The sequence below is a fragment of the Streptomyces panaciradicis genome (assembly GCF_023516615.1).
Classification (GTDB): domain Bacteria; phylum Actinomycetota; class Actinomycetes; order Streptomycetales; family Streptomycetaceae; genus Streptomyces; species Streptomyces panaciradicis.
Map to the genome: position 1 here is coordinate 68,215 of NZ_JAMGBF010000022.1, position 25,057 is coordinate 93,271.

Here is a 25,057-nt window from a genome sequence, read left to right on the forward strand (position 1 = left end):
CAGGCCCTCCGAGGCCGCCGTGGGTCCGTCCGCTCACCTGTCCTTGCGGGCCACTCCGCCGTAGATGCCGATCGGCGGGGCGCCGGCCTCCGGCGGTTCCTGCGGGCGCCAGTCGGGGACCAGCACCAGGCCCGGCTCGACCAGGGTGAGGCCGCCGAAGAAGTCCAGGACCCGGGCGTGGCGGCGCGGGTTCATGGTGGCCGTGGCGCCCCTGTACACCTTCACCGCCTCCGCGCGGCCGTCCTCGTGGATGTCGACGGTCGCGTGGGACAGCACGAGGTGGGAGCCGGCCGGCAGGGCGTCGAGGAGGGTGGCGACGACGGCGTCCGGGTCGTCGTCCTCGGTGAGGAAGTGCAGGACGGCCAGCAGCAGCAGCGCCACCGGCCGGTCGAAGTCGATGACCCTGCGCACGTCCGGGTGGTCGAGGACGGCGCGGGGGTCGCGCAGATCGGCCAGGACGACGGAGGTGCCGGTGTCGTCGTCGTCCAGCAGCGTCCGTGAATGGGCGCTGACGATCGGGTCGTTGTCGACGTAGGCGACCCGCGTATCGGGGGCTACGGCGCGCGCGATCTGGTGCACGTTCGGCTCGGTCGGCAGGCCCGTGCCGATGTCCAGGATCTGCCGGACGCCGCCCTCGGCGACGACGTACCGGACGGCGCGCTCCATGAACCGCCGGTTGGCCCGGACGGCCGCCCGTACCTCGGGGGCGGCCTGGATGAACCGCTCGGCGGCCTCCTGGTCGACCTCGTAGTTGTCCTTCCCGCCGAGGAAGTAGTCGTACATCCGGGCCGGGTGGGGCCTGCTCGTGTCGATCACGAACGGCTGGGTGCCGCCGGCGCCGTCACCGCCGTACGGAGTGCTCATCGTCCCTGAACCGTCCTTCACTGCTGGTAGGGGTTCGGCTGCTGCTGCGGCTGCCCGTACGCCGGCCCGCCCTGCCCGGCGGCGGCGGCCTGCGCCTGCAGCTGCTCGGCCTGCTCCTTGGTGACCTTCTGCTCGGCGCCGCAGAAGGTGCACTGCGTGGCGTACCGGGTCGAGATCGGGAACAGCGGAACGAAGAACAGCGTGAACTTCGTGACCCGCTTGCGCAGCGTGTGAGCGGAGGGGTTGCCGCACTGGCCGCATATGAGGGTCAGGATGGCGAGCTGGTAGAGGTACCCCTTGGTGCCAAAAATGATCATGGGGAGCATCCTTCCGGAACGAAGCCTGTCGGCACAGGCTACGGCCGCTCCGGGCCGTTCCGGGCCGTTCCGCGCCGCCTCGAGTGCGTCACCGCCTTGACCGGTGACGCGGTGCGTGCCACAGTCGGTCGACGAGCAGATCGGCGCACGGCCGTCCGGAGGGATTCGCATGATCGACAGGCGTGGTTTCGGCAAGGTCCTGGGGCTCACGACCGGAGCGGCCACCGTCTCGCTGACCGGCCTGCCGGGGCTGCCCGGCGCACGGCCCGCGGCCGCGGCCGCCGTCCCGCGCGACGAGGCCGCGGGCGGGCACACCGGCTTCCCGCGGCTGAAGCGGATCAGGGCCGGGCTGCTGGACGTCGGCTACGCCGAACTGGGCCCGGCCCACGGCCCCGCGGTGATCTGCCTGCACGGATGGCCGTACGACATCCACAGCTACGTCGACGTCGCCCCGCTGCTGGCCGAGCAGGGCTACCGCGTGATCGTCCCCTACCTGCGCGGCCACGGCACGACCCGCTTCCTGTCCGCGCGGACCTTCCGCAACGCCCAGCAGTCGGCGATCGCCCTCGACGTCATCGCCCTGATGGACGCGCTGAAGATCGAACGGGCCGTGCTGGCCGGCTTCGACTGGGGCTCGCGCACCGCCGACATCGTCGCCGCGCTGTGGCCCGAGCGCTGCACGGCCCTGGTGTCGGTGAGCGGGTACCTCGTCACCGACCGAGAGGCCCAGCGGTCACCGATCGCGCCGCAGGCCGAGCACAACTGGTGGTACCAGTACTACTTCGCCACCGAGCGGGGCCGCATGGCCATGGAGGACCCGGACCTGCGCCACGACCTGACCCGGTTCGTCTGGGACACCGTCTCCCCGACCTGGGACTTCGACGACGCCACCTTCGAGCGCACCGCGGCGGCCTTCGACAACCCCGACTACGCGGCGATCGTGGTCCACAACTACCGCTGGCGCCTCGGCCTCGCGGACGGCGAGCGCCGCTACGACGGACTCGAGCAGCGCCTCGCCGGGCGGCCGACGATCGGCGTGCCCACCCTCACCCTCGACCCCGACCGCGACCCCTTCACCGCGCCGGGCGGCGGTGCCGCCTACCGGGACAGGTTCACGGGCGCCTACGAGCACCGCACCCTGACCGGCGTCGGCCACAACGTCCCGCAGGAGGCACCCACCGCCTTCGCCCGGGCGGTCGTCGACGCCGGCCGCCTCTGACGGAGCCGGCCCGGGGTGCGGCGGCACGGGAACGGCCCGGGTGGAGGCCCGGGCCGTTCGTGGTGCCGTGTCCGGGGGTCAGCCGTGGCGGCTCGCCTTGGCGAGGGCCGGGACGAACTTCAGGGCGTCCACGGTGCCGACGCCGGTGGCGAGGTCGTAGCCGTTGACGGCCTTGTAGCCGGTCACGCCGTGGTAGCTGTTGTTCGTGCCGTCGTTGACGTCCACGACGCCGTTGGCCTTGGCGTGGTGGGCGTACAGGCCGTACAGCGCCTGCTGGATGTTGCCCACCCGGTGGCCGGCCGCCTGGTCGGCGAGCGCGACGATGCCCGCGAACAGCGGGGTGGCCTCGCTGGTGCCGCCGCTGACGTCCCAGCCCACGGCGGTCGGGTCGTAGCTGGAGTAGATCCAGGCACCGCCGTTGACCGCGGCGGACATCGAGATGTCCGGGGTGCCGCGGCGGGCGCCGACCTTGCTCTTGACGCCGTTCTGGAACGACGGGCGGGTGAACACGTGCGACTGGCCGCCGCCGCCGGCGCCGTAGTCGTTGTAGACGCTGTCCGGCTTGACGCGCTCGCCCTTGTCGTTCAGGTGCAGCTGCGTGCCGCCGATGGAGGTGACCAACGGGTCCGAGGACGGCCAGGAGTTGACGCGCTTGTCGTAGTACGTCTTGCCGTCCAGCTTCATGTCGGTCGCGCCGCCGTCACCGGAGGCCGCCAGCACGGTCACGTGCTTGCGGTTGGCGTCCTGGAAGGCGTACCGCAGCTTCTTGATGCTGGAGAAGTCGCCCTTGCCGAAGCCGGGGAAGGTGTTCTCCGTGGCGCCGAAGCTCTGGCTGATGACGTCGCCGACGTTGTGGTCGATCAGGTACTTCTCGGCGTCCATCATCTCCGGCAGACCGGTGGTGCCCTCGGTCTCGGAGACGGCCGTCTCGACGACCACGATCTTGGCGGCGGGTGCCACCGCGTGCGCCATCTCGACGTCCAGGGTGGTCTCGCCGGCCCAGCCCGTCATGTCGGAGTTCTTGGGGTCGAAGGCGGGCACGTGGCCCCACTTGACCACCTTCACCTTGGTGCTCGGCAGCCCGAACTGCTTGCTGTAGACGTCCAGGTCGTGCTGGACGGTCGGCGAGCCGTAGGAGTCGACGATGACGATCGTGCGGCCCTTGCCCGTGACGCCCTTGCTGTACAGGGCGTCGAGGTCGTACGCGGTGCGGTACTGCAGCGGGGTGTAGCAGTTGATGTGCCACTTGGTCTGGCACTGCTCGCTGGTCAGCGGGCTGCTCACGCCATGGACCAGGGTGTGTCCGGCGACGGCCGGTACCGCCAGGGTGTGCGGTACGGCGGCGGGCGCGGCGGTCCCCGGGGCGGAGACCGCGAGGGCGGCGACGGCCGTGGTCGCCGCGACGCCCAGCCCGGTGCGGGCTATGTGCATGAATCCCCCTGCGATTCTGAAGTGCACGAAAAGTGATCGCGGTTATATGAGGTGATCGCGAATGGTCTTCGCGCATCCCATCGAATGGGTCATGCACAGTTCAAGGCCGTTGAACGGACGATGCCGAACCCTTTACCGGGCGATGGCCGGGGCGGGCACCGACGTGCCGTTCACCCGGCCCCCCGGTCCGCGTGCAGCGCCAGCACCGGGCACGCGGCGACGGCACGGCGGGCGTGGGCCCGCAGGTGGGAGGGGATCGCCGTCCCCTTCAGGATCGGGTAGCCCCACTCGTCCAAGTCCACCATCTCCGGCAGGAGTTCGGCGCACAGCCCCTGGCCGGTGCAGGCGGCGCGGTCGACACGGAGGGTGCGGGTACGGGTCATCGCCAGGTCTCCGGGGGTGTGGCCGCGGGCACGGACAGCCGCGGCGGGCGGCGGGCGGCGGCGCAGGTGCCGTGGGTGAGGTGGTGCTCGACGTCGTCCGCGAAGCACTCCAGGGCGGAGGCGGCGAGGCGGGCCGCGCCGTCGGGGTGGCGGCAGGCCCCGCGGTCGGGCAGCAGACCGGTGCGCCGGCGCAGCCGCGACAGCAGCAACGCGTCGGCCTGCCCGGCGGCCAGGGCGGCGAAGTCGTCGGCGACCGCGGGCAGTCCGAAGCGGCAGGGCCCGCACTGCCCGGCGCTGTGCGCGGCCAGGTAGGCCAGGACACGGGCCGTCTCGGTGAGCCCGCACGCCGAGCGGGGCAGGGCGACGAGCACGCCGGCGCCGGGCGCGGCACCCAGCCGGGCCAGGTCGGACCGGGTGAGCGGCGTGCCCAGGTGCTCTGCCGGGAGCCAGGTGCCGGCGAAACCGCCCAGCAGCACCGCCCGCAGCGGCTCCACGGCTCCGCCGGCGCGGTCCAGGACCGTGGCCAGCGGCGTGCCGAGCGCCACCTCCAGGACACCCGGTGAGGCGACCGCGCCGGAGACGGTGACCAGCGTGGTGCCGGGCTCGTCCGGCGTGCCGGCCTGCCGGAACCAGCCGGGGCCGTGGCGGGCGACGAGGGCGAGGTGGGCGAGGGTCTCGGCGTTGTGGACGAGGGTCGGCCGGCGTCCGACGCCGCGCTCGTGACTGCGCGGCGGGGCGCTCAGCGGGCGCGCCTCGCCGCCGTTGAGCCAGCGCACCAGCGACGTCGACTCGCTGGAGACGTAGGCGTGCGGCAGGGCGTGCGGGCGCAGGTCGACCTCGTCGAGGCAGGCGGCGCGGCGCTCGTCGACGGCCCGGCGCAGCTGCCAGTACTGCGCCGAACGGCCGCGCGGCACACACAGGTGCACGGTGTCGGCGCCGATCGCCCCGGCGGCCAGGACGGCGCCGTCGAGGACGAGGTGCGGGGCGACGGCGAGCAGGAACTGGTCCTTGTGGCTGGCCGGTTCGCTCTCCATGGCGTTGACGACGACCACGGGGCGTCCGCGTCCCGCCGCGACCGCGCGCAGCTTCTCCGCCGTCGGGAACCCGGCGCCGCCCCGCCCGGTGAGCCCGGCCGCCTCCAGGGCCCGGATCAGCGGCGCGGACCGGTGGTTGCCGCGGGCCGCGGTGACCGGCGGCGAGCCGTACCGGCGCAGATGGTCGGTCAGGTCGGCAGGGCGCCCGGTGGCGTACCAGGCGGACAGCAGCCGCGTCTCGGTCGCGGCCCAAGTGGCCTGCTCGGCAGGGGCGTTCACCGGGGACCTCCGGGGTGCGGGGTGATGGCGGGCGGCGGCGAGCCGTGCCGGCGCGGGGGGTCGGTCAGGTCGGCAGGGCGCCCGGTGGCGTACCAGGCGGACAGCAGCCGCGTCTCGGTCGCGGCCCAAGTGGCCTGCTCGGCAGGGGCGTTCACCGGGGACCTCCGGGGTGCGGGGTGATGGCGGGCGGCGGCGAGCCGTGCCGGCGCGGAGGGTCGGCCAGGTCGGCAGGGAGCCCGGTGGCGTACCAGGCGGACAGCGGCCGCGTCTCGGTCGCGGCCCAAGTGGCCTGCTCGGCAGGGGCGTGCACCGGGGACCTCCGGGGTGAGCGGTGGTGACGGGCGGCGGCGAGCCGTGCCGGAGCGGGGGGCCGGCCGGGTCGGCCGGGCGTCCGGTGGCGTACCAGGCGGACAGCAGCCGCGTCTCGGTCGCGGCCCAAGTGGCCTGCTCGGCGGGGGCGTTCACCGGGGACCTCCGGGGTGCGGGGTGGTGACGGGCGGCGGCGAGCCGTGCCGGAGCGGGGGGCCGGCCGGGTCGGCCGGGCGTCCGGTGGCGTACCAGGCGGACAGCAGCCGCGTCTCGGTCGCGGCCCAAGTGGCCTGCTCGGCAGGGGCGTTCACCGGGGACCTCCGGGGTGCGGGGTGGTGGCGGGCGGCGGCGAGCCGTGCCGGAGCGGGGGCGGCTGCCGGGTTCGGGTCGTGGAACAGGTGGCTTGCGTGGCGGGGGCGTTCACCGGCCGCCTCCGAGGTGCAGGGCGGTCGTCACGGCGGCACGCTGGGCCCAGCCGGGCTGCAGCGGCCCGGCCGCCAGGAACGCGGTGAGCACGACGGGCACCGCGCCCGCGCCGACCGCGGCGGCCAGCCGCCCGGCGGCCCGTCCCGGACCCGCCTTCGCCAGCCGCCACCACACGGCGCCGACCACCGTGAACAGGCAACCGGCGTACAGCCACAGCTGGAGGGAGAGCCGAGTGTCCGTGCCCGTGCCGGCGCCGTGGAAGAGCGCGAACGGCCAGGCCGCGTACGCCAGCCAGTGCACCGCCTTCCAGCGCCGCGCCCCGATCCGCAGCCGCAGCGCGCTGGTCACCAGCACCGCCAGCAGCAGATCGAACGCGACCGTGCCGAGCCCGAGCCACAGCGGCCGGTAGGAGGCGGCGAACGGCAGCACCGTCACCGCCCAGCCCAGGTGCACGAACGGGTCGAGGACCGCGGTGACCACGTGCAGCACGAGGAACACCAGGGTCAGGACGGACAGGTTGCGGTGCAGCCGGCCGATCTCGAAGCGGCCGATCGTGCGCGGCGCGGCGCGTCCGCCGGAGGCGATACCGAGCACCACGGTGGCGGTGAGCAGCAGCAGTGCCAGGGTGCCGCCGGCACGGCTGGCGTACCACAGCGGGCTGCCGACCAGGGCGAGGGTGGTCATCGGGGGCCTCCGTCGGGGGAGTCGAAGTCGTCGGGCGGCCAGCCGCCCAGTCGCAGGACCTGTCCGTCCGCCGCGACCAGCCGGGCCGGCAGTCCGGTGCCGCGCAGCCAGTCGGCGGCCGCGTGGCCCCGCACGATCGCCGCGGTGCTCGCGGCGTTGGCGTCCACGCAGGTCGCGGCGGCGACGGTGACGGTGCGCCAGACGGGGGCGGCGGGTTCGCCGGTGGCGGGGTCGACGATGTGGTGCACGGTGCGGCCGCCGCGGCGCCAGATGCGCACCCGCACGCCCGAGGTCGCCAGGGCGCCGGCCGTCACGGTGACCACGGGGTCCCGGCCGGGCCGCGGGCGGGAGTGGTCGTCGGCGAGCGCGATCCGCCAGCCGCCCTCGGGCGCCGGGCCGGCCACCGCGAGATCGCCGCCCAGGTTGACCACCACTCCGCAGCCGGCGGCGGCCGCGGCCCGTCGGGCGGCCCGGTCGGCGGCCAGCGCCTTGGCGGTCGCGCCCAGGTCGAGGGAGGTGTGCGGGGGCAGGCACAGGACGGCGGTGCGCGGGTTCCAGGCGATCCGGCGCCAGCCGGGGGCGGGCCGGAACACCGGCAGGGGGCGGGCGTCCTCGGGGCGTACGGAGGCGAACGTACGGTCGTAGCCGAGCGCGATCACCGCCCGCCCGACGGTCGGGTCGACCGCCCCGCCGGTCAGTTCGGCCGCCCTGAGCCCGGCCTCGACGGCCTCGGCGAACCGCGGACCCACCCGCACGGGGGAGCCCGCGGCCAGGTTCACCCGGCTGATCTCGGAATCGGCCCGAAACCGGCTGCACGCCAGGTCGATCGCCGCCAACTCGTCCCGCAGCACACCCTCGGCCACGCCCACCTGGTGCGGATCGGCGACGAGCAGCACGGCGGTGGTACCGAGAGCGGGAAACACGACCTCGGCGGGCTCGCCCGTCAGCCGGGATGGGGACGGGGGCGGCGCGGCGGCGTGGTGCCCGGGCGGGGATGGCGGGGCGGCGTGGTGCTCACGCGCGAGCGGCGGAGTGTCGTGGTGGCGGGGCGCCGACGGCGGCGTGACGGGGTCGCGGGGTGAGGGCGGCGGGGCCGTGGGCCGGGGTGTCATGACGCGCCCGTCGTGGTCTGGGGCTGCTGCTGGGTGGGGGCCGGGGGCTGTGCGGGGGACTGGAGGGCCGGTTGGCCGCCGCCTCCGTCGTCGTCGCCCTCCTCGCCGCCGTCGTCCCCGCCCGCGCGGTGGGTGGTCGCGGAGGAGGAGGGGGCCGCCGGGTTGTGCGCGGCCGGGCCGGCGGGGGCCGGGGACGCCGTGCCGCCGGGCAGGACGTGGGTGTACACGGCGCCCAGGGCGGCGGCGCCGGCGACGGCCGCGGCGGCGATCCAGCCGGTCAGGCCGCGGATCCGCGTCAGTCCGCGATCACGGGCACGCGCCGCGCCGGCGGACGGCACGGCGGACGGGTCGTAGTCGGGAGGGGGCGGGTACGACATGGCAGCGGCTCCTGGAGGATCGGCGGCCCGCGTTCGGCTGCGTGCATCTCCAGACTCCGCCGACGCCCCCTCGGAATCCGCTCACCTCTCCTTCAGAACCGGTAAAGATCTCGCCCCCGTCGTCTCCCTGGTCCACAGGGGCAGTTCCAGGACGACGGTCAGCCCGCCTCCGGGGGTGTCCTCCAGCCGTACCGTCCCCCCGTTCACCGTGACCAGCCGGTGCACGATGGCGAGGCCCAGCCCGCTGCCCCGGGCCTCGGGATTGCCGAACCGGTGGAACGCCACCTCCTTGGCCTCCGCCTCCATCCCCGGCCCGTCGTCGACCACCCGCACCTCGGCCGACCGCCCCGCCACCACGCGCCGCGCGACGGTCACCCGGCCCCCGTCGTCCACGGCGTCCAGGGCGTTCGCAATCAGGTTGTCGAGGACCTGCTCCAGATGCCCGCCGCCCAGCGCCGCGGCCGGAGCGGGCCCGGCCGCGGCCGTCAGCCGCACCCCCCGCTCCTCCGCGACCGGCGCCCAGGCGGCCACCCGTTCCTCCACCACCTCGGCGACGGGGACGGCGACGGGCCGGGGCGTGGTCTGCTCGGCGCGCGCCACCGCCAGCAGGCCGTCGACCAGCCGGGACAGCCGCGCGATCTCCACCTGCGCGGCCGCCAGCTCCGCCGCGGTCTCGCCCTCGGCCCCGGCGGCCAGCACGTCCAGCCGCAGCCGCAGCGCGGCGAGCGGGGTGCGCAGCTGGTGCGAGACGTCGGCGATCACGGCCCGGTGCCCGTGCACCAGCGCCTCGGTGCGCCCCGCCATGGTGTTGAAGGTCGTGGCCAGCCGCCGTACCTCCGGCGGCCCGCTGTCCACGACGGCCCGCTCCTGAAGGTCCCCCTCGCCCAGCCTGCGGGCGGCCTCGTCCAGCGTGGACAGCGGACGGCTCACCCAGCGGGCGAGCCGCACGGACAGCAGCACGCACGCGGCGAGGGCCAGCGTCCCGATCCCGGCGGACCAGCCCCAGATCGCGGCGATACGGGCGTCGAGCGGCGCGGCGGAACGGGCCAGGACGACGGCCCCGGCGGGCTGCCGTACGTCGCCGGCCGGTTCGGCGGCCAGCAGCCGTCCCTCGTTCTGCGGCGGTTCCGGCTCGTGCCCGGCGAGCACCCGGCCCACCAGCTCGTCGGCCTCCTCGCCCTGCGCGGCCTTGCAGGGCGTACTGGCCACCAGGTGCCCCGAGCCGTCGTAGACGGCGGCGCAGTCGCCCGCCTCGGCCGCCGCGTGCAGCTCCGTGCCCATGACCGCGGCCGACCGGTGGTCGGAGAGGTGTTCCTCGGCCGCCGCGGCGATCGCCCGGGTCGCCGCCTGCTGGTCGTCACGGAAGGAGACCCGTTCCCGGGCCGTCATCAGCACCCCGAGCGGTACCACCGCCAGCACCAGCAGCGCCGTGGTCAGGACGAGGAAGGTCAGGGCGATGCGCCGGCTCACGACGGCTCCCCGGCCTCTTCGGCGTCCGCGACGGCCCCGAGCCGGAAGCCGTGCCCGTACACCGTCTCGATCAGCCCGGGCACGCCGAGCTTGCGCCGCAGGGCGGCGACGTGCACGTCCAGCACCTTGGTGGGGCCGTACCAGTGGGCGTCCCAGGCCCGCTCCAGGATCTCCTGCCGGCTCACCGTCCGCCCCGGATCGGCGCTGAGGCACTCCAGGATGCCGAACTCCTTCGGCGTCAGCGCGACCGGCCGGCCCTCCACCGACACCTGCCGGGTGCGCAGGTCGACGGTGAGCGGACCGTGCCGCAGGATCTCCGGTCCGCTCGGGCGCCGGCGGCGCAGCACGGCCCGTATCCGGGCCATCAGCTCGGCCAGCCCGAACGGCTTGACCAGGTAGTCGTCGGCCCCCTCGTCGAGGGCCACCACCCGGTCCGCCTCCTCACCGCGCGCGGTGACCGCGATGATCGCGGCGTCCGAACGGGCCCGCAGCCGCCGGCACACCTCGACACCGTCGATGTCGGGCAGACCCAGGTCGAGGAGGACGACGTCGGGGGAGGGGGCCGCCAGGGCCGCCCGCCCGGTCCGGACGCCCTCCACCACGTAACCGGCCCGCCGCAGGCCGCGCACCAGGGAGTCGGCGATGCCGCGGTCGTCCTCGACGACCAGCACCCGTGTCTCCTCGACGGCGCCGGCGGCCTGCCCGTTCGTGCTCACGACCGCCTCCCGGCGCGCTGAGGTGCCCCGCCTGCCAGCATCCCAGCCTGCGCGCCGGCCCGCACCGACGGAAGGGGCCGTTCGTCCCTGGAAGCCCAGGCTCCCCAGCTCAGGGGGCCGACGCCGGCACCTGCGGGGAGTGGGTCTTGATCAGGGTGTTGGTCCAGCGCATCCGGCGCAGCGTCTGCGGATGGCACGCGGGGGCGGGACGCGGTCCCGGGCGGCGGGGCGGACCGAGCTCACCGCGTCGGCGGCGACCTCGCCGCCTGGCGCTCCTGCGTACCGGCACACCGTGGTCCTCGACGCGCTCGAACACCTGCACCGGCACCGCTGAGAACGCGCCGGCCGGGTACCCGGCCGGCGCATCCGAGGTCCAGGAGGCCGACATGAGCGAATCCACCCCGTCACAGGCCGAGGGCGAGCGGGACGAGGACGCACTCCGGTACCGGCCGGCGACCGCGGACGTCCGACCCGCAGGAGCCGCCCCGCACGACCCCTTCGCAGGCGGAGGGCGACGAGGACGCGTCCGACGACGAGAGGAGCGAGGAGTGGGAGAGCGGCCGTTCGGGTCCCTGACGGACTTCGCCGTACACGCCTGGTCCACACCCGTGTGTGCCAAGATCGGGCGGGACGGGTGCGTGGCACGGCCGCGGGGGAGGTGAGGCGCATGGCGGGCGGCGACCTGCTGGGCAGTGGTGACGCGGACCGGGAGACGGAGCTCGAACGGACCCGCATCGCCCGCGAACTCATCGCGGCGGTGGACGGTCTGCGGCCGCCCGACATGCCGGACGCGCTGTGCCGTGCCTGTTCCCGGCTGCTCCCCCTGGCGACCGGTCTGTCGGTGTCGGTGGCCGGGAACAACGACGGCACGGGCGTGGTGCTGTGCGCCAGCGACGACGTCGCCACCCGGCTGGCCGACATCCAGTACACCCTCGGCGAGGGCCCCAGCCCGGAGGCCGTCCGGCTGCGGGCCCCCGTGTTCGCGCCGGACCTGACGCGCCCTCCCGACACCAGCCGCTGGCCGCTGTTCTCCGTCCAGGCGGTCAGGTCGGGCGCGCAGTCGGTCTTCTCGCTGCCGCTTGCCGGAGCCGGGCGCTCGCTGGGCACCCTCGACCTCTACCGCGAGGACTCGGGCTCCCTGACCGGACCCCACCTGCGCACCGCCCTGCTGGTGGCCGACGCGGTGACGCACGCCGTCATGGCGCTCGATCACCACTCCCCGGCCCCCGAAGGAGTCGTAACGTGGCTGGCGGGTGCGGAGACGGACCGCGAGGAGGTGCACCACGCCACAGGAATGATCATGGTGCGGCTGGGAGTGAGCGCCGAGGAGGCCCTGCTGCGGCTGCGCGCCCGGGCCTTCGCCCAGGGGCGCACCGCGACCGAAGTCGCCCGTGCCATCGTCGACCGGACCATGGATCTCGGCGATGACTGAGGACACCAGGCGCATGCCACAGCGCGCGACCACGAAGCCGGGGAGGCGAGCATGAACCGCGAGCGAGAGCTGGCGCGGGCGTTCGTCGCCCTGTCCGACACCTACGCGGCGGAGTTCGACCCGCTGAGCCTCTTCCACCGGCTCGTCCACACCTGCCGGGACCTGTTCGACGTGGACGCCGTGGCCGTGATGATCGCGGACGCCCGGGGCGGTCTGCGCACGATGGCGGCGACCGACGAGGACGCCGAGTTCATGGAGCTGCTGCAGGTGCAGACCGGTCAGGGGCCCTGCATGGACTGCTACCGCAGCGGCACACCGACGAGCGTCCCCGACATCGGCGCCGAGCACGCACACTGGCCCAGACTCGTCACCGCCATGACCACGGCCGGCTACCGGTCCCTGCAGGCGATTCCGATGCGGCTGCACGAGCGCTCCCTGGGAGGCCTCACCCTGCTGCGCCGGCGGGCCGGACACCTGGCGGCGGACGACGTCGATCTCGCGCAGGCCCTCGCGGACTCCGCGTCGCTGGGCCTGATGCACTGGTCCGCCGAGCCGGCCCGTGCCGACGACGTCGTCACCCGCGTCCAGAGCGTCATCGCGGCGAAGGCGACGCTGGACATCGCCAGGGGCATGATCGCGGAGTACGCGGGATCCACCGTCGGCGAGGCCGCCCGCCTGCTCGACGGCTATGTGACCCGACGGCACCTCCGCCTCACCGAGACGGCCCACGCCCTGGTCAGCCGCACCCTGGAGCCGGCCGCCGTCCTGGAGCCGCGGACGGGCTGAGCCCCCGACGGCACCACACGGCTCGGGCCGTGTCTTCGATGTGCTCGCCAGCGCTGCCGCCCCGCCCGCGACGCCTCCTCCACCAGGCGCGCCGCGTGTTCCACGTACGGCGGGAGCCGCCCGCGGCGGGCAGCCGGGCCGGCACGCCGCGCAGGGCCCGGCGGGAGGCGTCTCGAGCGCCGTCGCGGCGGCCCTCACCCCGCACACCCGCCGCACGCCGTCCCCCGTCCCCCTGCCCACGAAGGACGGCGACCTCCCGGCCCGAGCGGACCTGGGCACGGCGGCCTGACCCACCGAACCGCCACCCCCGGCTTCCGCGGACCGGAGGTCAGCCGGGAACGGTCGGGTTCACCTCGTCGCGCCCCCACTCCGAGGAACCGAGCGGATAGGTGTACGCGGGCCGGCCCACGTTCCCGCTCGTGCGGAACGGCCTGCCCCGGTCGTCGACGCGTACCGTGCCCTGCCGGTCACCGCTGGACCAGTCCAGCTCCAGGTACCAGCTCACGTCGTGCGCCCGCGCGTCCGCGAAGACGTAGAACACCTCGGGATCGGACTCGCTCACCTTGTACGGGAAGTCCCGCTCGCCGTTCTTCGGGGAGAGCGCGGGCCGCCCGGCGTCCAGGTCCACCCCGAAGGCCGCCGTCCGCACCCCGCCGCCGCATCCGACGCCCATCGTGAAGTCGTTCCACGCGAGGGGCGCGCTCTTGTCCACCACCCGCACATGCAGCGCTTCCAGGACGACGGTGGCCTTGCCGGTGCCCTGCACGGTCAGCGCGAGCATCTGCTCCCCACCGGGCACCCCGCCCAGCGCGCCGACCCATCCGCGGGCGTCCTGCTCGCCGGGCGGCGGAGGCACCTGCTCGGGCTGCCGGTCCACCAGGTAGTGCTGGCTGCACTGGTCCTCCCACTTGTACGGGTCGACGGCGACCGTGGGCGCGGTGGCCCCGTCCCGCGATCCCGCCTCCGTGGCCGCGCCCGCTCCACCGCTTCGGGGCGCGGAGACGGAGGCCGTGGGGGTCCCGCCGCGCGAGGCCGACGGCGAGGCGGACCCGCGTCCGGCCGACGGGGTGGCGCCGGGACTTCTGCCGACGGACGCGGAGGCGGCCGCCCCCGCGGTGCGCCGGTCACCCCGGTCGTCGTCACCCCTGCCGGGCACGAGACCCACCACGAGCGCCGCCGACACCACGGCGGCCACCACGGCGGCCCCGGCGAGCACGACGGTACGGCGCCGCCGCGCGACGGACTCCCCGGCGGCGGGAGCCTGCTCGCCGAGGGGTGTCCGCGCACCGGCCGGCTCGGAGTCGCCGACCGCGCCGGACTCCGTCGCCTCGGTCGTGGCCGTCCGCTGCTCCCGGCGCCGGGCGTCCGCGAGGATCCACTGCCGGTGCAGTTCCACCAGCTCCTCGGGCGTCGCCCTGCACGCCCGCGCGAACCGTTCCACGGGTGCGTAGTCGGTCGGTACGGCGTCCCCGTTGACGTACCGGTGGAGCGTGGACCCACTCGTGTGCAGCCGCTTGCCGAGCACGCCGTAACTGAGCCCGGACCGCTCCTTCAACCGCCCCAGCAGCTCCGAGAACTCGTCCCCCGCCACCCTTCCTCCCTCTCCCCACGTCCCGGACCCGCGTTCCAGGGGCTGGTCGTTCCCCCAGTTCAGGGCCGTTGCGGGCGTTCCAGCGTCCCGGATGTCCCGGCGGTCCTGGCGGCCGGGACGGATCGCCCCACACCCTTGGGCCATCCAAGCACGCCGCTCCCGGCACCCGGTCGAGCGGTCCGCGCCAACACCCGTACACCACATGGGGGATCACATGTCCGCACGTACGCGCCGCACCGGCCGCGCCCGCATCCTCACCGCCGCCGCGCTCGCCGCCGCCGCACTGACGCTGACGGCGTGCCAGGACGGAGAGGGCGTCCACGACGAGGGGGCGTCCGCGGCGTCCGTGTCCGCGTCGGCCACGCCCACGTCCGCGTCCACCGCGGGTTCCTCGTCCTCCTCCGGGAGCTCAGCCGCCGGCAAGAACGCGTCGACCTCCGTGCACTCCTCGGCCGCCGCGAACTCCTCCGGTTCCACCGGTGGCAAGGGCGCGGCGGGCGGCGCGGGTGGCACGGGCTCGGGTTCCACCCACACCCGCTGCTCCACCTCCGCCACCCGGACGACCGCCACGGTGGTCTCCCGCCCGCTGAACCACCTTCTCCTCACCGTCACCAACACCGGCTCGAAGAACTGCGACCTGATCGGCTACCCGGCGCCCCGCTTCGGCGAGGCCCAGGCCGTCCCGCCGGTCTTCGAGGCCTCCAAGCCGCAGGCGGTGGTCACGCTGGCCCCCGGGGAGTCGGGCTACGCGAGCGTCCTGCTCTCCTCCGCGGACGGCAGCGGCGCGAACGGCTACACGGCCAAGTCGCTGGAGGTGTACTTCAACGACGGTACGACCGCGGCTCGTCCGCCGCTGCCCGCCAAGGGCGTCCACGTCGACGACTCGCTCCGCGTCTCGTACTGGCAGTCCACCCTGGACGACGCCCTGGCCTGGTGACGGGCCGGCACCGAGGCGCGCCGCCGCCTCACCGGTCGGAGTAGCCGATGTCCCCGATCGTCCAGGCGCTCACGTCCTCCAGCGCGACCCGGTACATGCCGCCGGTGTCGGGGATGCCGTAACTGCCCTGGAGGATCCGGGCGACATGGAAGTGGAGGTGGGTGGGGCCGTCGCCGTCGCCGTCGCCGCCGCCGTCGTCCGGCGGGGGGTCGCCGTCCTCCTTGGACGGGGCGAACGCGGCGGCGAACCGCCCCAGGTGGTCGGAGTCCCGCAGGACTTCGGCCACGCGTTCCTTCCACAGGGCTTCCGGGGCGAGCCGTCCGGTGATGACGGCTCCCGGAGTCACCACGGTCAGGGACATCTGACTGCTGTGCTGCGACTCCACCATCGCGGCGATCGCGCGGAGCAGGTCGTCAGGGCGCTTCATGCCTCGGGAGCCTAGCCGGACTCCCTGTGCCGGCGCGCGGCGGCACCGGAGTTGTCACCGCCACGGCACCTGCGCGGGGCGTCGTCTCCCGGCCGTGTTCCGCGCGCGGATGAACCCCATGAGTCGAAAAGACATCAATAACCAACGGTGACGGTCAACGACAGTCAACGTCGGACATGTCTTTTTCATGGGGGATCTCTGCTGTGTCGAAATACGCTCGAATAAGACCGTCGCGCCTCTTCGTCGCCCTCGCCACGGCCGCGACCGTCGCCCTGACCGTCGTCGTGATCGTGGCCCTGACGGTCACCACCTACGACCACACCTCACCGCGTGCCGCCCGGAGCAAGGCGTCGGGCTCGGTGGCGGGGCCGGTCGACTGCCGCAAGGCCAAGTGCGTGGCCCTCACCTTCGACGGCGGCCCGAGTCCGACGACCCCGGGCCTGCTGGACATCCTGAAGCGCCATCACCTGCACGCCACGTTCTTCCTGCAGGGCAAGGGGCACATCGACAGATACCCGCAGATCGTCCGCCGCATCAAGGACGAGGGCGACGAGATCGGCAACCACACCTGGAACCACAAGGTGTTGACGCAGATCGACGCGGCCGACGCCCGGCACGAGCTGAGCAGCACCCAGGACGCCATCGAGAGGATCACGGGCACCAAGCCCGCCCTGATGCGCCCGCCGCAGGGCCGCACCGACCGCGACGTGGCCAAGATCTGCCGGGAGCTGGGTCTGGCGCAGGTGCTGTGGAGCGTCACGGCCAAGGACTACGAGACCACCGACTCGGCCCTGATCACCCAGCGGGTGCTCGAACAGACCCATCGCGACGGCATCATCCTGCTGCACGACCTGCACAAGGGCACGGTGCCCGCCGTCCCCGGCATCCTCAAGGCGCTCCAGCGGCGCGGCTACACCATCGTCACGGTCTCGCAGCTGCTCGCCCCCGCCAAGCCCCGGCCGGGCATGGTCTACCGGCCCTGAACCCGGCCTCCGGCAGCGCCGTCGGGCCGGGCGACCGTACGGCACGGGCCGTACGATCCCGCGCGGTCCGCGGCTCCTGGCCGAACCGCCCCGGCGGGACCCGGTTCCGCTGTACGGCCCGCCCGTTCGACGGGTGCCACATCCCGCGGGGTTCACACGTCTCGGCGCGTGTCACCTGCCGGCGCGTTCACGCGGCACGGCGCCTCACGCGCCGGCGCGGTCACCAGCCCAGGACGTCCCCGCCCGGCGGCGGGTCCTGCGCCGGAGTGCTCGGCGCGGCGTCCTGGCAGGTGAAGCCGAGGCGGGTCAGCGCCCGGCGCATCTCGCCCGAGGTGAAGTCGCGGCGGTTCTGCCGCGTGATCACTTCCCCGACCTGCATCACGGGGTAGACGCGGCTGCCGATGGTGACCGTCACCCCGGTGAGGGGTTCGGGCTCGACGCCGCTCATCGACCGCTCGACCTCGCTCTTGGTGAGGTCGAAGGGGAAGCGGGCGATCACACAACGCATGGATGCCTCCATGAAGTCGGGCAGGGACGCCGGTCCCGGGGACTGCGGGGGAGCGGACCGGGCTAGGAGTTGCCGCGCGGCGTGGCGCCACGGCCGCGGGCGGCGGACCGTGCGGCCCCGCCCCGGCCGCCGGGCCGTCCCCTGCGGCGGCGATTGCCGGAACCGGTGCCGGTACCCGCGCTCCGGGCGGGCGGCGGCGGTGCGGCGACGGTGACGGGCACCCCGGAGGGCGTCCGGGCGCCGGTGATGCGCCGCAGCTCGTCCTCGCCCGGCCGGACCCGGGTGGTGCTCGGGGTGATGCCGGCGTCGGCCATCAGACGGTCCATCGCCCGCCGCTGGTGCGGCAGGACGAGGGTGACGACCGTGCCGGACTCGCCGGCCCGGGCGGTACGGCCGCCGCGGTGCAGGTAGTCCTTGTGGTCGCCCGGGGGGTCGACGTTCACGACGAGGTCGAGGTCGTCGACGTGGATGCCGCGCGCGGCGACGTTCGTGGCCACCAGGACCGTGACGTGGCCCTCCTTGAACTGGGCGAGCGTCCGGTTGCGCTGCGGCTGCGACTTGCCGCCGTGCAGGGCCGAGGCGCGCACGCCCACGGACAGCAGGTGCTTGGCCAGCCGGTCGGCGGCGTGCTTGGTGTCCAGGAACATGATCACCCGGCCCTCGCGGGCGGCGATCTCGGTCGCGGTGCTGCGCTTGTCGTCGTCGTGGACGTGCAGCAGGTGGTGGTCCATCGTGACGACTGCGCCCGCGGACGGGTCGACGGAGTGCACGACGGGGTCGTGGAGGTAGCGCCGCACCAGGAGGTCGATGTTGCGGTCCAGGGTGGCGGAGAACAGCAACCGCTGGCCTCCGGGGCCGACCTGGTCGAGCAGCGCGGTCACCTGCGGCAGGAAGCCCATGTCGGCCATCTGGTCGGCCTCGTCCAGGACGGTGACGCCGACCTGGTCCAGTCGGCAGTCGCCGCGCTCGATGAGGTCCTTCAGCCGGCCCGGCGTCGCCACGACGACCTCGGCGCCGCCGCCCAGCACACTCGCCTGGCGGCCGATCGACACGCCTCCCACGACGGTGGCGAGCCGCAGCCGCAGGGCGCGGGCGTAGGGGGTGAGCGCGTCGGTGACCTGACCGGCCAGTTCCCGGGTGGGGACGAGGACGAGGGCGAGCGGCTGCCGGGGCAGGGCCCGCTGCCCTTCGAGCCGGGCCAGCACGGGCAGGCCGAAGGCGAGCGTCTTGCCGGAGCCCGTACGTCCGCGGCCCAGCACGTCGCGTCCGGCCAGCGCGTTCGGCAGGGTGGCCGCCTGGATCGGGAAGGGCACGGTCACGCCCTCCGCCTCGAGCGCGCTCAGCAGGCGGGCCGGCATGTCCAGTTCGGCGAAGGCCGCGACGGGCGGCAGCGGCTCGGTGAGTGTCGCCGGAAGAGTGAACTCCTGCGGGCGGGGCGTGGCGGGCGCCCGTCGGCCACCGGTCCGCCCGGTGTCCGGGCGATGACTCTGGCGGCCCTTCTCCTGGGCTCGGAAGCGACCGGAGGCGCGGCCGTTACGGCGTGTGCGGTCCATGGAGGAACCCTCCTCGATGCGGCGCATCGAGGAATTCCACTCGCAGCGGCAGCCGCACGAGGATTCGCAAGAATGAGCCGAAGAAAATGGGGCAGAGAAAATGCCCGGGAAATGCGGAAAGCATGACCGAGGGCCCGCACCCCTAGGTGCGGGCCCCGGTCACGCGGTCGCGTCAGCGTCAGGCGGGAACGATGTTCTCGGCCTGCGGGCCCTTCTGGCCCTGCGTGACGTCGAAGGTAACCTTCTGGCCTTCCTGAAGCTCGCGGAAGCCGCTGGTGGCGATGTTCGAGTAGTGGGCGAACACGTCAGCGCCGCCACCGTCCTGCTCGATGAAGCCGAAGCCCTTTTCCGCGTTGAACCACTTCACGGTGCCAGATGCCATATTGAATCTCCCTTGGGGGGCAGTGCCGGAGTCCGCACTTTACGGAGTCCGAGTCGCCGCGATGATCACCCCTCCGGAAAGATCCGGAAAGCTCTGCAAAGAAAAAATTCTCTGGCAACCAAAACTGCAACTGCTATCACGCTAACACAGGTCGGGTGGGAACTCCCATCGATTTCCCGATCACTCCGCAAGCCTCACTCCGTCGTGCCGGGTATTTCTGCAGCGGCCGGACTAGGTATCCGTAGCGGGTTCGTCGAGCCCGCGGCGCATTTCCCGGTTCAGGCGGCGGGTGTCGTCGAGCTGGTCCTCGAGGGAGACGATGCGGCAGGCGGCCTCGATGGGCGTGCCCTGGTCGACGAGCTCGCGGGCGCGGGCGGCGATCCGCAACTGCCGTCGGGAGTACCGCCGGTGACCGCCTTCCGAACGCAGCGGGGTGATCAGGTCGGCCTCGCCGATGGCGCGGAGGAAGGCGGGAGTGGTCCCGAGCACGTCGGCGGCCCGCCCCATGGTGTAGGCGGGGTAGTCGTCGTCGTCGAGGTTCCCGGTGGCAGGGGCGTGGTCGGCGGGCATGGCACCTTGTCTTCGGGAACACGGGGAGGGACCGGGCGGACGCGGCCGGAGGTCCGGCACGGCCCACCCGCCGGACAACCCTAACGCCGCCCGCCCCGGAGATCTGGCCCCGCCGCGACAGACTTTCCCCACGGCACTTTTCTCATCGGCCGCACAGATGCCTCTCAGATCACAGAGGGACGATGGCGTCGTCGCCCCGTTCGGACGTTTCGTACGACTGATCGCGGGCGACTCGAACACAGACGTAAGGAGGCCGTCACCGCCGAGCCACCGCTGCCCGCGACCCAGGAGACCGCCGTATGACCGTCCTCGACCTTCCGCCCCGCTCCGGCGTGCCGAGATCGTCCGTCCGGGACCCGGTCATGGACGAGCGCAACCGCGGCCGTATCGGCTACGGCCTCGTCGTCTGCGGTCTGGCCCTGCTGCCCTGGCTCGTCGTCCTCGCCACGGGCGTCCTCGTCGACAGCGCCCGCGAGTCCCTGACCTGGGTCGGACTGGACAGCCTGGAGGCCGTCGGCCTCGTGACCACGGGCCTGCTCGTCCTGCGGCGCGACCCCCGGCGCACCCTCGGCGCCTCGGCGACCGCCGCGCTCCTGCTCGCCGACGCCTGGTTCGACACGACCACGGCGACATCGGGCACCGACCTCATATCGGCCCTGGCCATGGCGGTCGGCGTGGAACTCCCCCTCGCGGTCCTGTGCGTGATCCTGACGGTCCGCGGACTTCCCGCCGCTCCGGCCCGCGCGAGGACCCAGCCCGGCCGCCGCCCCTGCCCGCACGGTGCCGGCGCCCCGCCCTGCGGCTAGCGCTGCCGCCAGCGGGGCTGCTCTTCACCGGGCTTGCGCGAGCACACCATCGGCGTTCCCCGGTCCGTCCGGCCGGTCGCGCCCTCGGGGGAGCACCACGCGCCGGGATGGACGAAGCCGCCCGGGGCCGGCGAGGAAGAGGTGCCGGTCTGGCGCATGCGGGCACCGGTGATCACTCCGCCGGAGACGTAGTAGGTGCCGCTGTAGAGCTTGACGACACCGGAGGTCTGGGTCGCCTCCAGGCTGACCGTCACGGCCGAACCGGACACCTGGAGCACGCGCAGGCGGTCGTGTGCCGTTCCGGCGAAGGCCGCCACGAAACTGCCGTAGTCCGGGCTGAAGTTGCTTCCCCCGAGTCTCCAGGCGGTCCGGTAGTCGTGGGCGTTGATGGCGGCGTAGTAGGCCTCGACCACGGCGCGGGGCCCATGGGCCGGCCGCGTGGAGGGGGTGACGACGACGGTCCTCGTGACCGTCGGAGCGGGAGCCGAGACCGTCGTGGTCGCGGACGGCGACGGGGTGGCCGTCCCACCGGTGCCGCTCGTGCCGCAGGCGGTGGCGACGCCCACGGTCAACGCCACCACGGGCAGAAGCATCCGGCGCATCGCCATCACCACCCACAGCCGTACCGCGTGGCCGTGCCCGTGCCACTCATCGACCGTCCGACGGTGACCGGCGCTCCGCGCAGATGCCGAAGGGCCCCGCTTCGTGGGCCGTACGACCCGTCAGCGGGTCAGGTAGTGCAGCGCTCCCGCCAGCAGGAAGACGCTCAGGACCCCGAACGTGACGCGCATGGTGGTCAGGCTGCGCCAACGCCGTCCGTACGGCCCGCGCATCGTTTCCGCCCAGTCCCAGACCCACACGTCCGCACCGCGGCAGCCGCCCGCCACCGCCACGCAGGCGCCGGCCCCGAGCAGCAGGAGCAGCCCCATAACTCCCTGAACGAGCGATGCCATCGCCCACCCCCTCAGATCAAGGGACGCATGAGGCTCGTCCGGTTCCCACCGATGAGTTCCGCCGGCCGCCCCGGTCTACCAGTTCGTACGCCATCGAACCACCGACTGGAGACCCGACATGACCCAGCCCGCACACCCCGGCCGCATGCTGTTCGTGAGCCTCCCCGTCACCGACCTGGCGCGCAGCAAGGCGTTCTTCGCCGAACTCGGCTTCAGCTTCAACCCGGCGTTCTCCGACGAGACCTCCGCCTGCATGCTCGTCGGTGAGGACGCCTTCGTCATGCTGCTCACCTGGGAGAAGTTCGCCCAGTTCTCGAAGCTGCCGCCGGCCGACCCCACCACGCACGCGCTGGCGCTGTACTGCTTCAGCGTGTCCTCCCGCGAAGAGGTCGACAAGGTCAGCGCCGCGGCACTCGCGGCGGGCGCGACCGAGGCGGACGACGCCGAGGACCACGGCTTCATGTACGCCCGCAGCTTCTTCGACCTCGACGGCCACGGCTGGCAGGTCATGTGGATGAACCCCGCGGCAGCGGAACAGGGCCCCGAGACGTACGCAGGCTCCGCACACCCGTAAGGCGCGGTCCCCACTCCGACGACAGCAGGTTGTTGCAGTCGGGCCCGGCGCGCTGGCGGCGATCCTGGACAGCAAAAAAGGCCCGGGTCTCCGACCTGGGCCTTCGTGGAGCGGGTGACGAGAATCGAACTCGCGCTCTCAGCTTGGGAAGCCACGGCGCTTGGCGGACCGGATGGCTTCTGACCTGGTCATATGCGCTCTGGCGTGGCGCCCGGAAGCGTGGGATCGCACCGCTGTTGACCGCGGTTCACCGGTTTTAAGGGCACGCCATGGGCACGCCGTCGGCTTGGAGACGAGGAGGGCCCCCTCTTGGTGGCTTGCGCACGGACGAGCCCTGGAAGCGAGCGTTGCCCGGAAGGTCGCCGTTGCAGGAGCACCTGGAGAAGGGCTCAGCGGCGACCGAACAACTCGGGCCGGAGGTAGCTCGGACCAGTCCCTGCAACACGGGCCTGCTGGACACCGCCGAGGCGATAGAGCGGGCCGACTTCGGGGGGAGGGCTGCGAGGAGATGACGGGCCTGCGGGATCACGGGGGGTCAGGCATGTCGTGAAGAAGTCAGGCATGCCGTGAGGAAGCTGGGACACGGGCAGGTCCAGGGCTGAGTCTCGATGTGTCCCGTGTCAGTCACCACAGCACGGGCATCGATGGCGGCGGCAGCACCTCTCTAGGCGGGGACGCCGGGGTGCCTGAGCGGTGCTCCGGCTTGATGGAGGCTGGTGAGGGCCTGCCGGTAGGAGTTGATCAGCCCGGTCTCGGCGTAGTCCACGCCCAATTCCTCGCAGTAGCGGCGGACGATGGTCCGGGCCTTGCGCAGGTTGGGGCTGGGCATGCTCGGGAACAGGTGGTGCTCGATCTGGTGGTTCAGCCCGCCCAGCGCGATGTCCGTGAACCAGCCGCCGCGCACGTTGCGTGAGGTGAGCACCTGGCGGCGGAGGAAGTCCGGGCGGTCGTCGCCCGTCAGGATGGGCATGCCCTTGTGGTTCGGGGCGAAGAGGGAGCCGAGGTAGACGCCGAACAGGCCCTGGTGGACGGCGATGAACGCGATCGCCATGCCGGGCGGCAGCAGCCAGAGCAGGACGGTCAGGTAGAGCGCGAAGTGCGCGAACAGCAGGGCGCCGTCGAGTGTTCGGTGCTTGAGCGAGCGATTGGCCAGCGCCTTCACGCTCGACACGTGCAGGTTGAAGCCCTCCAGGGTGAGGAGCGGAAAGAACAGGAACGCCTGCCAGCGGCCGATCAGGCGGGGGAGCCCCTCGGCGGCCCGGGCCTGGTCCTGGGACCAGACCAGCAGGTCGGGGGCGAGGTCGGGGTCGAGTTCCTCGTGGTTGGGGTTGGCGTGGTGGCGGGTGTGTTTGTCCTGCCACCATCCGTAGCTCATCCCGACGCCGGTGCCGGCGATCCGGCCGGATGCTTCGCTGGCCCTGCGTCGGCGGAACACCTGGCGGTGGGCTGCGTCATGGGCGAGCAGGGCGACCTGGCCGAAGACGACGGCCAGGAAGCCGGCGACGGTCAGTGTCCACCAACTGTCGCCGATGAGCGCGACGGCGGCCCACCCACCGACGTAGAGCGCGGCCACCACTGTGGTCCGCACTGCGTAATAGCCGGGACGGCGCCCCAGCAGGCCGGCATCGGCGATCTTTCTCGACAATCGGGCGAAGTCACTTCCGGACGTCCCGGAGGGCGGGGGGCGGACCGTGGTGTTGGTGGTCATGTCGCTGAAGCTCTCTCCGAAGGAGGCAGATGGTCAGGCGCCGCCTCGGAGTTGCTGAGACCGGGCCACAGGCAGGGATGCGCTTTCGCCGTTGCGGACACACATCGCGCGAGGAGCAGGGACGACGGCCCTCTCCGCATGCGGGTTCCCTGCCAGGCGGGTCTCACACCGTGGCAGGACAGGGCCGACGGAGCGACGGCCGCGCGCCCTCAGGGAAGAACCGGGAAGGTCGGGGGCGACTGATCACTGAGGGGCACTCATAACGGTGACCGGCGAGGTCTGCCGCCAGGCCGCGGTTTCCGTGATGAGGACGGCGACGGTGGCCGGGCTCCGGGTGTCAGTGGTGGCTGCCTCGGCTACCGCCTCCCGGACGGCACGGGCGACTGTCAATGGATGGTGTCCGGGGCCGACCGCGAGGTGAACCTCGATCTGTCGGCAGGGTGGATCATCATGCTCCTCCACCCTGACCGGGCGGCTGCCCAGCACGGCGGTGAGGCGGGCGACGCCCGGCACACCCGCTGCGACGTCCGCCAGCTCCCCGGCGAGCCCCCGCACGGACCCTGTTCCGGTCACCGGGGGCGAGCTCCGCGCGGCCGCAGCTTCCGGCGTGGGCCTCGTGGACGTCGCCGCGGTCCGAGAAGCCACGCCTGCCTCCGTGGCCTCACGGAGATCCGTGACGCGCATGTCGGCCGACACCGTGGTCAGCCCGAGCTGTTCGGTGGCCGCGCCCAGCAGCGCGCTCCTCAATGCGTCGGCGGTCTCCGGCAGCGGCCGTACGAGGGAAGCGGTGAAGGCGGCCTCGATGGTGAGCGGGCCAGGCGGTAGCGCGCTGGCCGGCGGACGGACGGCCGGCTCGGACACGGGTTGGAGCGGCGCCGACCCGATGCGCAGGGACTCCAGCCGGACACCGGGAACCTCGGCGGCGGTGGGCGCGAGGGCCTGGACGGCCGCTTGCTCGGTGATCCACGTCCCGTCGTGGGGCCCGCCGAGCGGGAGCAGTCGGCCCAGGTCGAGCCGGCTTCGTACTGCCTGCGTCCACGCCTCGGTCACTGGCCCGCACCCTTCTTCTCGACGGCCGCGGCTCTCTTCCCGCGGCGCTCTGCCCGCAGTGTCCGCGAGAGCTTGGGGAGGGGCCTCAGGCCACTCGTCGGAGCACCCGTCCAACGCTGTTTGTCCAGGAAAAAGGTACTAAAAAGACTATAATCTCAGTAATGCGTGCTCTGTGG

General features: G+C 73.5%; 29 protein-coding genes. 7 read left to right on the forward strand and 22 right to left on the reverse strand.

Annotation, left to right across the window (positions count from 1 at the left end):
* Nucleotides 1–33 precede the first annotated feature (33 nt).
* Together M8J74_RS09875 and M8J74_RS09880 are read right to left on the reverse strand one after the other, a co-directional pair.
* Nucleotides 34–864, reverse strand: a complete 831-nt coding sequence (locus M8J74_RS09875; protein ID WP_249836015.1) for an SAM-dependent methyltransferase — start codon at nucleotides 862–864, stop codon at nucleotides 34–36.
* A 17-nt stretch (nucleotides 865–881) separates the two neighbouring features.
* Nucleotides 882–1,181 carry a zinc-ribbon domain-containing protein gene (locus M8J74_RS09880; RefSeq protein WP_249836016.1) on the reverse strand — a complete coding sequence of 100 codons (300 nt, stop codon included), beginning with the start codon at nucleotides 1,179–1,181 and terminating at the stop codon, nucleotides 882–884.
* Nucleotides 1,182–1,350: 169 nt separating this feature from the next.
* On the opposite strand from M8J74_RS09880, the gene M8J74_RS09885 reads away from it, so the two are divergent.
* Complete coding sequence (locus M8J74_RS09885; protein ID WP_249836017.1) at nucleotides 1,351–2,400, forward strand: alpha/beta fold hydrolase; 1,050 nt, start codon at nucleotides 1,351–1,353, stop codon at nucleotides 2,398–2,400.
* 78 nt (nucleotides 2,401–2,478) lie between these two features.
* Here M8J74_RS09885 and M8J74_RS09890 read toward each other — a convergent pair whose 3' ends face one another.
* From M8J74_RS09890 to M8J74_RS09935, 10 genes are all read right to left on the reverse strand, one after another.
* Nucleotides 2,479–3,831: a S53 family peptidase gene (locus M8J74_RS09890; RefSeq protein WP_249836018.1), complete on the reverse strand. Its 1,353-nt coding sequence runs from the start codon at nucleotides 3,829–3,831 to the stop codon at nucleotides 2,479–2,481.
* Nucleotides 3,832–4,001: 170 nt separating this feature from the next.
* On the reverse strand, nucleotides 4,002–4,214 hold the full coding sequence (locus tag M8J74_RS09895) for a ferredoxin (protein WP_249836019.1): 213 nt from the start codon (nucleotides 4,212–4,214) through the stop codon (nucleotides 4,002–4,004).
* Nucleotides 4,211–5,527 carry an NADH-ubiquinone oxidoreductase-F iron-sulfur binding region domain-containing protein gene (locus M8J74_RS09900; protein WP_249836020.1) on the reverse strand — a complete coding sequence of 439 codons (1,317 nt, stop codon included), beginning with the start codon at nucleotides 5,525–5,527 and terminating at the stop codon, nucleotides 4,211–4,213. The genes M8J74_RS09895 and M8J74_RS09900 overlap by 4 nt, the downstream gene beginning before the upstream one ends.
* Nucleotides 5,524–5,682 (reverse strand): hypothetical protein, encoded by a 159-nt coding sequence (locus tag M8J74_RS09905; RefSeq protein ID WP_249836021.1) that lies wholly within the window; start codon nucleotides 5,680–5,682, stop codon nucleotides 5,524–5,526. Before M8J74_RS09905 ends, M8J74_RS09900 begins: the two co-directional genes overlap by 4 nt.
* Nucleotides 5,683–5,988: 306 nt before the next feature.
* Complete coding sequence (locus M8J74_RS09910; protein ID WP_249836022.1) at nucleotides 5,989–6,147, reverse strand: hypothetical protein; 159 nt, start codon at nucleotides 6,145–6,147, stop codon at nucleotides 5,989–5,991.
* 109 nt (nucleotides 6,148–6,256) lie between these two features.
* On the reverse strand, nucleotides 6,257–6,946 hold the full coding sequence (locus M8J74_RS09915) for a ferric reductase-like transmembrane domain-containing protein (protein WP_249836023.1): 690 nt from the start codon (nucleotides 6,944–6,946) through the stop codon (nucleotides 6,257–6,259).
* The gene (locus M8J74_RS09920) at nucleotides 6,943–8,058 is read right to left on the reverse strand and encodes an FAD:protein FMN transferase (protein WP_249836024.1); all 1,116 of its coding nucleotides are present in this window, start codon (nucleotides 8,056–8,058) and stop codon (nucleotides 6,943–6,945) included. The genes M8J74_RS09915 and M8J74_RS09920 overlap by 4 nt, the downstream gene beginning before the upstream one ends.
* Nucleotides 8,055–8,435 carry a hypothetical protein gene (locus tag M8J74_RS09925; RefSeq protein ID WP_249836025.1) on the reverse strand — a complete coding sequence of 127 codons (381 nt, stop codon included), beginning with the start codon at nucleotides 8,433–8,435 and terminating at the stop codon, nucleotides 8,055–8,057. The genes M8J74_RS09920 and M8J74_RS09925 overlap by 4 nt, the downstream gene beginning before the upstream one ends.
* A gap of 81 nt (nucleotides 8,436–8,516) precedes the next feature.
* Entirely contained in the window at nucleotides 8,517–9,905 is a 1,389-nt protein-coding gene (locus M8J74_RS09930; protein ID WP_249836026.1) for a sensor histidine kinase, read from the reverse strand.
* Entirely contained in the window at nucleotides 9,902–10,621 is a 720-nt protein-coding gene (locus tag M8J74_RS09935) for a response regulator transcription factor (RefSeq protein WP_249836027.1), read from the reverse strand. Before M8J74_RS09935 ends, M8J74_RS09930 begins: the two co-directional genes overlap by 4 nt.
* A 667-nt stretch (nucleotides 10,622–11,288) precedes the next feature.
* On the opposite strand from M8J74_RS09935, the gene M8J74_RS09940 reads away from it, so the two are divergent.
* Both M8J74_RS09940 and M8J74_RS09945 read left to right on the forward strand, forming a co-directional pair.
* Complete coding sequence (locus M8J74_RS09940) at nucleotides 11,289–12,053, forward strand: GAF and ANTAR domain-containing protein (protein ID WP_249836028.1); 765 nt, start codon at nucleotides 11,289–11,291, stop codon at nucleotides 12,051–12,053.
* A 51-nt stretch (nucleotides 12,054–12,104) separates the two neighbouring features.
* A complete protein-coding gene (locus M8J74_RS09945) occupies nucleotides 12,105–12,839 on the forward strand; it encodes a GAF domain-containing protein (RefSeq protein ID WP_249836029.1) in 735 nt (244 codons plus the stop codon).
* 328 nt (nucleotides 12,840–13,167) lie between these two features.
* Here the strand turns inward: M8J74_RS09945 and M8J74_RS09950 are convergent, their stop codons facing one another.
* Nucleotides 13,168–14,430, reverse strand: coding sequence for a helix-turn-helix domain-containing protein (locus tag M8J74_RS09950; protein ID WP_249836030.1), 1,263 nt, complete (start codon nucleotides 14,428–14,430; stop codon nucleotides 13,168–13,170).
* Nucleotides 14,431–14,644: 214 nt separating this feature from the next.
* Here M8J74_RS09950 and M8J74_RS09955 point away from each other — a divergent pair, with 214 nt between their 5' ends.
* On the forward strand, nucleotides 14,645–15,367 hold the full coding sequence (locus tag M8J74_RS09955) for a DUF4232 domain-containing protein (RefSeq protein WP_249836031.1): 723 nt from the start codon (nucleotides 14,645–14,647) through the stop codon (nucleotides 15,365–15,367).
* 28 nt (nucleotides 15,368–15,395) lie between these two features.
* On the opposite strand, the gene M8J74_RS09960 is transcribed toward M8J74_RS09955, so the two are convergent.
* Nucleotides 15,396–15,794, reverse strand: a complete 399-nt coding sequence (locus M8J74_RS09960) for a GvpU-like protein (RefSeq protein WP_249836032.1) — start codon at nucleotides 15,792–15,794, stop codon at nucleotides 15,396–15,398.
* A gap of 194 nt (nucleotides 15,795–15,988) precedes the next feature.
* On the opposite strand from M8J74_RS09960, the gene M8J74_RS09965 reads away from it, so the two are divergent.
* On the forward strand, nucleotides 15,989–16,777 hold the full coding sequence (locus tag M8J74_RS09965) for a polysaccharide deacetylase family protein (protein WP_372500147.1): 789 nt from the start codon (nucleotides 15,989–15,991) through the stop codon (nucleotides 16,775–16,777).
* Between the two features lie 220 nt (nucleotides 16,778–16,997).
* Here M8J74_RS09965 and M8J74_RS09970 read toward each other — a convergent pair whose 3' ends face one another.
* The 4 genes from M8J74_RS09970 to M8J74_RS09985 all read right to left on the reverse strand — a co-directional run bounded on the left by M8J74_RS09970 (nucleotide 16,998) and on the right by M8J74_RS09985 (nucleotide 19,790).
* Nucleotides 16,998–17,285, reverse strand: a complete 288-nt coding sequence (locus M8J74_RS09970) for an SCO5918 family protein (protein ID WP_058924172.1) — start codon at nucleotides 17,283–17,285, stop codon at nucleotides 16,998–17,000.
* A gap of 62 nt (nucleotides 17,286–17,347) precedes the next feature.
* Nucleotides 17,348–18,838, reverse strand: a complete 1,491-nt coding sequence (locus M8J74_RS09975; protein ID WP_249836033.1) for a DEAD/DEAH box helicase — start codon at nucleotides 18,836–18,838, stop codon at nucleotides 17,348–17,350.
* A 178-nt stretch (nucleotides 18,839–19,016) separates the two neighbouring features.
* The gene (locus tag M8J74_RS09980; RefSeq protein WP_007383480.1) at nucleotides 19,017–19,220 is read right to left on the reverse strand and encodes a cold-shock protein; all 204 of its coding nucleotides are present in this window, start codon (nucleotides 19,218–19,220) and stop codon (nucleotides 19,017–19,019) included.
* Between the two features lie 231 nt (nucleotides 19,221–19,451).
* Nucleotides 19,452–19,790 (reverse strand): MerR family transcriptional regulator, encoded by a 339-nt coding sequence (locus M8J74_RS09985; protein WP_249836034.1) that lies wholly within the window; start codon nucleotides 19,788–19,790, stop codon nucleotides 19,452–19,454.
* Between the two features lie 299 nt (nucleotides 19,791–20,089).
* On the opposite strand from M8J74_RS09985, the gene M8J74_RS09990 reads away from it, so the two are divergent.
* Complete coding sequence (locus M8J74_RS09990) at nucleotides 20,090–20,596, forward strand: hypothetical protein (protein ID WP_249836035.1); 507 nt, start codon at nucleotides 20,090–20,092, stop codon at nucleotides 20,594–20,596.
* Here the strand turns inward: M8J74_RS09990 and M8J74_RS09995 are convergent.
* Both M8J74_RS09995 and M8J74_RS10000 read right to left on the reverse strand, forming a co-directional pair.
* Nucleotides 20,593–21,198 (reverse strand): hypothetical protein, encoded by a 606-nt coding sequence (locus M8J74_RS09995; protein WP_249836036.1) that lies wholly within the window; start codon nucleotides 21,196–21,198, stop codon nucleotides 20,593–20,595. The two genes, M8J74_RS09990 and M8J74_RS09995, sit on opposite strands and share 4 nt — an antisense overlap.
* Nucleotides 21,199–21,318: 120 nt before the next feature.
* Entirely contained in the window at nucleotides 21,319–21,549 is a 231-nt protein-coding gene (locus tag M8J74_RS10000; protein ID WP_249836037.1) for a hypothetical protein, read from the reverse strand.
* 118 nt (nucleotides 21,550–21,667) lie between these two features.
* Here M8J74_RS10000 and M8J74_RS10005 point away from each other — a divergent pair, with 118 nt between their 5' ends.
* A complete protein-coding gene (locus M8J74_RS10005) occupies nucleotides 21,668–22,123 on the forward strand; it encodes a VOC family protein (RefSeq protein ID WP_249836038.1) in 456 nt (151 codons plus the stop codon).
* 664 nt (nucleotides 22,124–22,787) lie between these two features.
* Here M8J74_RS10005 and M8J74_RS10010 read toward each other — a convergent pair.
* Together M8J74_RS10010 and M8J74_RS10015 are read right to left on the reverse strand one after the other, a co-directional pair.
* The gene (locus tag M8J74_RS10010) at nucleotides 22,788–23,831 is read right to left on the reverse strand and encodes a fatty acid desaturase family protein (RefSeq protein WP_249836039.1); all 1,044 of its coding nucleotides are present in this window, start codon (nucleotides 23,829–23,831) and stop codon (nucleotides 22,788–22,790) included.
* A gap of 243 nt (nucleotides 23,832–24,074) precedes the next feature.
* Nucleotides 24,075–24,881, reverse strand: coding sequence for a hypothetical protein (locus tag M8J74_RS10015; RefSeq protein ID WP_249836040.1), 807 nt, complete (start codon nucleotides 24,879–24,881; stop codon nucleotides 24,075–24,077).
* Nucleotides 24,882–25,057 lie beyond the last annotated feature (176 nt).

Bases quoted from the DNA above. Each gene is read 5' to 3' on its own strand.
- M8J74_RS09875 (WP_249836015.1), bottom strand. From the start codon at position 864: ATGAGCACTCCGTACGGCGGTGACGGCGCCGGCGGCACCCAGCCGTTC.
- M8J74_RS09880 (WP_249836016.1), bottom strand. From the start codon at position 1,181: ATGATCATTTTTGGCACCAAGGGGTACCTCTACCAGCTCGCCATCCTG.
- M8J74_RS09885 (WP_249836017.1), top strand. From the start codon at position 1,351: ATGATCGACAGGCGTGGTTTCGGCAAGGTCCTGGGGCTCACGACCGGA.
- M8J74_RS09890 (WP_249836018.1), bottom strand. From the start codon at position 3,831: ATGCACATAGCCCGCACCGGGCTGGGCGTCGCGGCGACCACGGCCGTC.
- M8J74_RS09895 (WP_249836019.1), bottom strand. From the start codon at position 4,214: ATGACCCGTACCCGCACCCTCCGTGTCGACCGCGCCGCCTGCACCGGC.
- M8J74_RS09915 (WP_249836023.1), bottom strand. From the start codon at position 6,946: ATGACCACCCTCGCCCTGGTCGGCAGCCCGCTGTGGTACGCCAGCCGT.
- M8J74_RS09920 (WP_249836024.1), bottom strand. From the start codon at position 8,058: ATGACACCCCGGCCCACGGCCCCGCCGCCCTCACCCCGCGACCCCGTC.
- M8J74_RS09925 (WP_249836025.1), bottom strand. From the start codon at position 8,435: ATGTCGTACCCGCCCCCTCCCGACTACGACCCGTCCGCCGTGCCGTCC.
- M8J74_RS09940 (WP_249836028.1), top strand. From the start codon at position 11,289: ATGGCGGGCGGCGACCTGCTGGGCAGTGGTGACGCGGACCGGGAGACG.
- M8J74_RS09945 (WP_249836029.1), top strand. From the start codon at position 12,105: ATGAACCGCGAGCGAGAGCTGGCGCGGGCGTTCGTCGCCCTGTCCGAC.
- M8J74_RS09955 (WP_249836031.1), top strand. From the start codon at position 14,645: ATGTCCGCACGTACGCGCCGCACCGGCCGCGCCCGCATCCTCACCGCC.
- M8J74_RS09960 (WP_249836032.1), bottom strand. From the start codon at position 15,794: ATGAAGCGCCCTGACGACCTGCTCCGCGCGATCGCCGCGATGGTGGAG.
- M8J74_RS09970 (WP_058924172.1), bottom strand. From the start codon at position 17,285: ATGCGTTGTGTGATCGCCCGCTTCCCCTTCGACCTCACCAAGAGCGAG.
- M8J74_RS09975 (WP_249836033.1), bottom strand. From the start codon at position 18,838: ATGGACCGCACACGCCGTAACGGCCGCGCCTCCGGTCGCTTCCGAGCC.
- M8J74_RS09980 (WP_007383480.1), bottom strand. From the start codon at position 19,220: ATGGCATCTGGCACCGTGAAGTGGTTCAACGCGGAAAAGGGCTTCGGC.
- M8J74_RS09985 (WP_249836034.1), bottom strand. From the start codon at position 19,790: ATGCCCGCCGACCACGCCCCTGCCACCGGGAACCTCGACGACGACGAC.
- M8J74_RS09990 (WP_249836035.1), top strand. From the start codon at position 20,090: ATGACCGTCCTCGACCTTCCGCCCCGCTCCGGCGTGCCGAGATCGTCC.
- M8J74_RS09995 (WP_249836036.1), bottom strand. From the start codon at position 21,198: ATGCGCCGGATGCTTCTGCCCGTGGTGGCGTTGACCGTGGGCGTCGCC.
- M8J74_RS10000 (WP_249836037.1), bottom strand. From the start codon at position 21,549: ATGGCATCGCTCGTTCAGGGAGTTATGGGGCTGCTCCTGCTGCTCGGG.
- M8J74_RS10005 (WP_249836038.1), top strand. From the start codon at position 21,668: ATGACCCAGCCCGCACACCCCGGCCGCATGCTGTTCGTGAGCCTCCCC.
- M8J74_RS10010 (WP_249836039.1), bottom strand. From the start codon at position 23,831: ATGACCACCAACACCACGGTCCGCCCCCCGCCCTCCGGGACGTCCGGA.